Genomic DNA, 7,172 nt, shown 5'->3' on the forward strand with positions numbered 1-7,172 from the left:
CGGACGAGGAGCTGCACGCGTATATATAGGCTCCGCATCGGTAATGTAACAGATGGATATACCTATTGGGAACCCTCCAGCAAACTGTGCCTCGGCGGCGTAAAGGCACGGCTAAGGGAGGCGGTGCGTAGGCGTGACGGTGCGGATCCGAAGCAGGATGTCGAACCAGTCGCCCACTCCGGCGCCCGCGATGTGATGGTCCGCGTCGCGGTCCGGGCGGTAGGTGCCGATGATCAGGCGCACTCGGGTCGGTTGGTGTAGCCATCGCCGGACCGGGCCGGGCGGCGCTGTGCGCAGGTCCAGTAGATAACCGGCGTGGTCGGGATGATCCAGCGCGCTGTCGGCGAACTCGGCCGACGGAGCCGGAACCGTCAGGTTCGCGCGCAACTCGCCGGTGTGAAACGCGATCGCCAGGGACAGATAGCCGGCACCGAAGCGCTTGCGCAACAGGAATCCTGTGGTCGGGAACTCCTGGGACATCGCCGCGATCGTCAGCCGCGGGGCGACCGCGGTGTTCGAGATCCCCTCCCAGTACGCGATCCGCTGTCCGGTGCGCTCGTGCCAGGCGGCGATTCGGTCGGCGGCGTCCGCGGCCTCGGCGGCGAAGTCGCGGCGGCCGGACGCGGTGCTGAATTGGTGATATCGCACGATGAGCCGCGCCGCGTCGAGCGCCGCGGGTCGGTCGGCGGTCCCTGGTAGCGATTCGACCAGCGCCAGCGCGTCCCGGGCGTGGTCGACGAACGGTCGGCCGGGATGGGTGCCCCCGGCCCGCTGGAGATGCTCGCCTACCCCGTGCGCGGAGATTATCGGGTCGTAATGCGCGCGCAGGTCGTCGAGTCGATCCGGTGCCACGGCGGCGACGAAGTCGCGGACCTGCGCGTAGTGCGCGGGCTTGGCCGCTTCGGGCGTCAATCCGAACAGCCGCACCGGATCGTCCGGATGCGCACGGTTGAACTCGCGCAACCACCGCAGTGCGGCGAGGGTCTCGGTATTTCGCCAGGGAACCCACGCGTCACCGAGTAGTTCCCGGGGATCGCCCTGGCCGGTGCGGGTGTAGTCGTCGAGAGCTGCGACCACCGTCTCGTCGTCCAGCAGAGCCAGCGCCCGGAAGCCCTTCCGCTCCACCAGCGTCCGCAGGACTCGGTGCGCGGTGACGGATACTTCGTGCCCGGCCCGGGTGGTCATGCCGATGCCGGCGACGACAACGTCTTCCATCAAGTCGGCGAGCGCGGGCAGGGCCCCGGGTGACCCGTCGTCATGCGGCACGTCGAACGGTCGGACTGCGTTGCGAAGCCACTCGGCGACCTCGACTGCCTCGGATTTCCGCTGCGTCATCATGCACTCCCGACGGTTGAACAGCTGCCTGTGCCGCCTGGGGTAACCCGAAGCGCAAAGCATCTTTGACATCAAAGCTATTTACGTTTGATGACAAACTAAATTGGCGCACTGCTGATGTCAATCCCCGCGATCTTCGTCGGGAGAACCCGACCCCGTCCGGCCTTCGGGCCGGGCGGGGGTCGACCGTCCTCGTGGCCTCCGGGGCGCCGTCCGGCCGGGGAAAGCCGTTCAGGAGGTGGGCGTGCCCAACAGCCGGGCCCGCCGGGTGAGGGTGAGTCCGATTCCCTCGGCGGCCGCCCGGACCGCTGCCGCGTGGTTCTCCGGATGGAACCGGTGGGACGGCCCTGCCACACTGATGGCGGCCACGACCTGGTCGGCCTCGCGGACCGGGGCGGCGACGCACACGAGGCCGGGAGCCGATTCCTCGAATTCGAAGGCCACGCCGTCGGCCGCGATCCGATCGAGCTGGTTGCGCAGCGTGCCGGGCAGGATCATCGTCCGCGCGGTGTGGCGCCGAAGCGGTCCCGCCAGTATTCGGTCGCGCAGCGCCGCGTCGGCGTTGGCCAGCAGGACTTTGCCGATGGCCGTGCAATGCGCCGGCATGCGGCCTCCGATCCGGGACGGGGCGCTGGCCTGGCGACGCCCGCCGATCTTGGTCAGGTACACGACATCCGTGCCGTCGAGAACGCCCAGATGCACGGTTTCGTGAATACGCGCGTTCAACTCCTCCAGGAACGGAATCGCCACCTCGAGCAGACTCCGCTCCACCGACGCGCGCATCCCGAGCTCGAACAGATGCCCGCCGAGCCGGTACCCGGCCTCGGTCCGGTCCAGCAACCGCACCGCCACCATGTCCGACAGCACCCGGTGCAAGGTGCCCTTCGGCACCCGGGTCCGCCGCGCGAGTTCGGCCAGGCTCAACGCGGTGTCATCGATCGAGAACGCCTCGAGCACCGCCATGGTCTTGCCCAGAACGGTCGAGCCGTCTACCGCCCGACCGGCAGCCGCAGATGACACCGTGGACCTCCAACCCGTCGGGCCCGATTCACTCTACTCGGATGGCGTTCGGCTCAGCGGAACGCATCGCTGGCGGGCCGCTCCCGCCTGCGGCGACAGTGGGATCACCGTTCCACACTTCCTCACGAATTCCGGGATTCCGATGCCAACACCTCCAGGCCTTGACCGACCTTCGGCGGACACCGCCACGATTGCCGCCGCCGACCTGCTCGGCGCGGCGGCCCGCTCCGGCGCCCCGTGCGCGCCGGTGCGCGATCTGATCGGTTCCGACGATGTGGCCGCGGCATACGCGGTGCAGGAACTGCTGACCGCCGAGCGCGTCGCGGCGGGTGCGGAGATCGTCGGGCGCAAGATCGGCTTGACCTCACTGGCGGTGCAGCGCCAGCTCGGCGTCGATCAACCGGATTTCGGAGTGTTGTTCGACGATATGTACTGCCCGCCAGACACACCGGTGCCGCTGAGCCGGTTGCTGCAACCGAAGGTCGAAGCCGAGGTCGCGTTCGTGCTCGCCGTGGACTTGGCGGACGGCCCGCTCGATGACGAGCAGATTCGCGGCGCGGTCGGCTACGCCGTGGCCGCGCTCGAGATCGTCGACAGCCGCATCGCGGGCTGGGACATCACGTTCGGCGACACCGTCGCCGACAACGCCTCCAGCGGCCTGTTCGTCCTCGGCGCCGAACATCGCACGCTCGATTCCTTCGACCCTGTCTCGGCGCAGATGCGCATGTCGATCGACGGTGTCGAAGTGTCGACGGGAAGCGGCGCCGCCTGCCTCGGCGATCCGCTGCACGCCCTGGCCTGGCTGGCGCGGACCACTCGGGAGTTCGGCCGTCCGCTGCGCGCCGGGCAGATCGTTCTCTCCGGAGCGCTCGGACCGATGGCCCCGATTCAGGGCCCCGCCACCGTCACCGCCGACATCACCGGACTCGGCTCGGTGACCGCGACCTTCGACCAGGAGTGAGACCATGAACGACAACCCCGCCAAGCTCGAAGTCGCGGTGATCGGGTCGGGCAATATCGGCACCGATCTGATGATCAAAGTGATCCGGCACTCGACGGTGCTGGAGATGGGCGCGATGGTCGGCATCGACCCCGAATCCGACGGCCTCGCCCGCGCGCGCAGGTTCGGCGTCCCGACCACGTCCGATGGCGTCCAGGGCCTGCTGGAGCTGCCGAACTTCGACGAGATCGACGTGGTCTTCGACGCGACCTCCGCCAAGGCCCACGCCGCGCACGCCGCGGTGCTCGAACCGCTCGGCAAGCGCCTGATCGACCTGACCCCGGCGGCCCTGGGCCCGTTCGTCATACCGGCGGTGAACCTGGACGAACATCGGCACGCTCCCAACGTCAACATGGTCACCTGCGGCGGGCAGGCCACCATCCCGATCGTCGCCGCCGTCTCCCGCGTGACGCCGGTCGCCTACGCCGAGATCGTCGCGTCCATCGCGTCGAAATCGGCGGGGCCGGGTACCCGCGCCAATATCGACGAGTTCACCGAGACCACCGCGCACGCGATCGAAGCGGTCGGTGGCGCCCAGCGCGGCAAGGCGATCATCATCCTCAATCCGGCGGACCCGCCGCTGATCATGCGCGATACGGTGCTGTGCCTGATCACCGCGCCCGACTCCGGCACGCACGAGGCGATTCGCGAGTCGGTGGCGCAGATGGTCGCCCATGTGGCCACCTATGTGCCCGGTTACCGCCTCAAGCAGAGAGTTCAGATCACCGCCGTCCCGCAGGATCAACCGGTGCACACCCTGCTCGGCCCGGACGCGGCGACCGCGCCCACCCATCAGGTGACGGTCTTCCTCGAAGTCGAAGGAGCCGCCCACTACCTCCCGGCCTACGCGGGCAACCTCGACATCATGACCTCGGCGGCCGTGCGCTACGCCGAATCCATCGCCGACACGATCGCCGCCGCACCGGCAGGACAGGAAGCGCTCCGATGACCACCCAGCTGTTCATCCAAGACGTCACCCTTCGCGACGGCATGCACGCGGTGCGCCATCGCATCACTCCCGACGACGTCGGGCGGATCGTCGCCGCGCTCGACGCGGCGGGGGTCGACGGCATCGAAGTCGCCCATGGCGACGGCCTCGCCGGAGGCAGCTTGAATTACGGCCCGGGGAGCAACACCGACTGGGAATGGATCGAAGCAGCGGCCGCCGATCTCACGCACGCCCGGCTGACCACGCTGTTGCTGCCCGGTATCGGCACCATCGAAGAACTGAAGCACGCCTACCGGCTTGGCGTCCGGTCGGTGCGCGTGGCCACCCATTGCACCGAAGCCGATGTGTCCGCTCAGCACATCGCCACCGCACGGGAACTCGGCATGGACGTCTCCGGATTCCTGATGATGTCGCACATGGCCGAACCTGCTCGCCTGGCCGAACAAGCGAAATTGATGGAATCGTATGGGGCGCATTGTGTCTACGTCACCGATTCCGGCGGCCGGTTGACGATGAACGGCGTCCGTGACCGGGTTCGGGCCTACCGTCGGGCGCTCGATCCGGGCACCGAGATCGGCATCCACGCGCACGAGAACCTCTCGCTGTCGGTGGCCAATTCCGTGGTGGCGGTCGAAGAAGGCGTCACCCGGGTCGACGCCTCGCTCGCCGGCCACGGCGCGGGAGCGGGCAACTGCCCGATCGAACCTTTCGTCGCCGTCGCCGATCTGCACGGCTGGAAGCACAACTGCGATCTGTTCGCTCTGCAAGACGCCGCCGACGACTTGGTGCGGCCGCTGCAGGATCGCCCGGTGCGCGTGGACCGCGAAACCCTCACGCTCGGCTACGCCGGGGTCTACTCGTCCTTCTTGCGGCATGCCGAAACCGCGTCGCGGCGCTACGGCATCGACGTGCGCACCATCCTGCTCGAGGTGGGACGCCGCGGGCTGGTCGGCGGACAAGAGGACCTCATCGTCGACATCGCGCTCGACTTGTCGGCCGGCGCCGGCGGCTAATCGCCCGGATATCGCCGTGGCGGTGCAGGAGCCTCTCCGGCGCTTCCTTTGCGCGCGTGCGAGACTCGCTTCGATGCTCACCTACTTTCAAGCGACTGTCATCGGTGCGGTGCAGGGGGTCACCGAACTTTTCCCGATTTCCAGCCTGGGGCACTCCGTGCTGGTCGCGGCATGGCTCGGAGGCGATTGGGAGAAGCTGACCGGCGAAGGCGAGTCCGGCACGGGCACACCGTATCTGGCGTTCGTGGTGGCGCTGCACGTGGCGACGGCGGTCGCGCTGCTCGGCTACTACTGGCGGGACTGGTGTGCCATCGTCGCGGGTTTCCTCACCACGCTGCGAACCGGGCGTCTCGACACCATCCCGCAGCGGCTGGCGTGGCTGATCGTCATCGCCACCGTTCCCGTCGGCGTGCTCGGCTTTCTGCTGGAACATCCCTTGCACGCCTTGTTCGGGGCGCCGATCTACGCCGCTGTCTTCTTGGCGCTCAACGGTGTCGTGCTGATCATCGGTGAGGGACTGCGCCGACGGAACGAACCGTCCCTGGCCGAATACGGTCGGCGGTTCGCCCTGCGGCAGGCCCACAGCGGCACTCGCACCGCCGAGGCGGAACCTCGCCGCCAATCCGACCGGCCATTGGCCGCCCTCGGGCCGAGGGACGCCCTCGGTATCGGCTTCGTCCAAGTCGGCGCGCTGCTGACCGGTTTCAGCCGGGCAGGCCTGACCATGGTCGGCGGTCTGTGGCATGGTCTCGCACACGAGCACGCGGCCAAATTCGCCTTCCTGCTGGCCACTCCGGCGATCCTGGGCGCGGGGCTGCTCGAGATACCGGAGCTGGTCGGCCAGGATACCGACGGCATCCGGGGGCCGGTGCTGGTCGGCGCCCTCGTGTCCGGGGTGTCGTCGTGGCTGGCAGTGCGGTTCCTGGAGCGGTACTTCCAGACCCGCACGCTGCTGCCGTTCGCCGTGTACTGCCTCGCCGCCGGGGCCGTCTCGGTCGTCCATTTCGGCTGAGGTCTCCCTCGGCCGGGCGATCGAGTGACCGAGGTGCGATCAACTGGCCTCCCATTCGTCGGCCTGCGCTTCACCATCGGTGTCCAGGATGACCGTTGCGCCGACGGTCCCGCCTGCGATCAGTTCGATCAGGGCGGCGGAGGATCCCGGTTCGCCGCTGGGCAGGATCTGGGATTCGTAGGTGAGTTCGGCGTGGTCGCGCAATTGTGCGGCGGCCGTGGCCAACTCGTCGTAGCTGAGGGTCCGATCCCCGAGGAAGGCGGTGTCGCTCCCGCGCAGTGTGCGGGTGCGGTGGGCGTAGGTGACCGGCCGGGGTGATTCGGCGGCGATCTCCGCGACGACGGTGGGGTCGTCGAGGGCGAGCCAGTCGACCGTGTCGCTGAACCGGCTGTCGCCGACCGTGAGGCCGATCTTGATCTCGAACTCATCGGGCAGCTGTGCGTCGAGTGCGTCGACCGGGACCACGGCGGCGCCGGTTTTCAGCACCGCCCAGGTGGCGATGACCGCTTCGATGCCGCGATCCAGTCGCACCGCCACGCCGGCGCCGGGGCCGCAGCCGCGCGCGATGAGCACGCGCGCCAACCGCGACGATCGGGTTTCGAGGTCATGGTAGGACACGTCGATATCGTCGACGACGACAGCGGGGGCGTCCGGGTCGTCTTCTACCGCGGCCACGAGTGCCTGGGCCAGTGTGGTGCCCGCCGTCGTCGCCGCTGCCTGCGGTGCGGGGGCATCCGTTCTGGTTGTGATCCGTTCCCGTTCGGTTCGGTCGAGGATGTCGATGTCGCCGATGGGGGTGTGGGGGTTGGTGGCGATGGTGGTGAGGATGCGGTGGAGGCGGTG

At 68.6% G+C, this 7,172-nt stretch carries 7 protein-coding genes; 4 read left to right on the forward strand and 3 right to left on the reverse strand.

Annotated features, from left to right (window positions below; all coding sequences use genetic code 11):
- Positions 1-111: 111 nt before the first annotated feature.
- Both ACGF7Y_RS08520 and ACGF7Y_RS08525 read right to left on the reverse strand, forming a co-directional pair.
- A complete protein-coding gene (locus tag ACGF7Y_RS08520; RefSeq protein ID WP_393230810.1) occupies positions 112-1,335 on the reverse strand; it encodes an erythromycin esterase family protein in 1,224 nt (407 codons plus the stop codon).
- A 231-nt stretch (positions 1,336-1,566) separates the two neighbouring features.
- A complete protein-coding gene (locus tag ACGF7Y_RS08525) occupies positions 1,567-2,298 on the reverse strand; it encodes an IclR family transcriptional regulator (protein ID WP_393231044.1) in 732 nt (243 codons plus the stop codon).
- A gap of 199 nt (positions 2,299-2,497) precedes the next feature.
- Between ACGF7Y_RS08525 and ACGF7Y_RS08530 the strand changes: the two genes are divergently transcribed.
- The 4 genes from ACGF7Y_RS08530 to ACGF7Y_RS08545 all read left to right on the forward strand — a co-directional run bounded on the left by ACGF7Y_RS08530 (position 2,498) and on the right by ACGF7Y_RS08545 (position 6,329).
- Complete coding sequence (locus tag ACGF7Y_RS08530; RefSeq protein WP_393230812.1) at positions 2,498-3,316, forward strand: 2-keto-4-pentenoate hydratase; 819 nt, start codon at positions 2,498-2,500, stop codon at positions 3,314-3,316.
- 4 nt (positions 3,317-3,320) lie between these two features.
- Complete coding sequence (locus ACGF7Y_RS08535; protein WP_393230815.1) at positions 3,321-4,304, forward strand: acetaldehyde dehydrogenase (acetylating); 984 nt, start codon at positions 3,321-3,323, stop codon at positions 4,302-4,304.
- Positions 4,301-5,317 (forward strand): 4-hydroxy-2-oxovalerate aldolase, encoded by a 1,017-nt coding sequence (gene dmpG, locus ACGF7Y_RS08540; protein WP_393230817.1) that lies wholly within the window; start codon positions 4,301-4,303, stop codon positions 5,315-5,317. Before ACGF7Y_RS08535 ends, dmpG begins: the two co-directional genes overlap by 4 nt.
- A 73-nt stretch (positions 5,318-5,390) precedes the next feature.
- Positions 5,391-6,329 carry an undecaprenyl-diphosphate phosphatase gene (locus ACGF7Y_RS08545; protein ID WP_393230819.1) on the forward strand — a complete coding sequence of 313 codons (939 nt, stop codon included), beginning with the start codon at positions 5,391-5,393 and terminating at the stop codon, positions 6,327-6,329.
- A gap of 39 nt (positions 6,330-6,368) precedes the next feature.
- Here the strand turns inward: ACGF7Y_RS08545 and ACGF7Y_RS08550 are convergent.
- On the reverse strand, positions 6,369-7,172 hold an 804-nt coding region (locus tag ACGF7Y_RS08550), incomplete at its 5' end, for an AMP-binding protein (RefSeq protein ID WP_393230822.1).

The sequence above is a fragment of the Nocardia sp. NPDC047654 genome (assembly GCF_043205035.1).
Taxonomy (GTDB): Bacteria; Actinomycetota; Actinomycetes; order Mycobacteriales; family Mycobacteriaceae; genus Nocardia.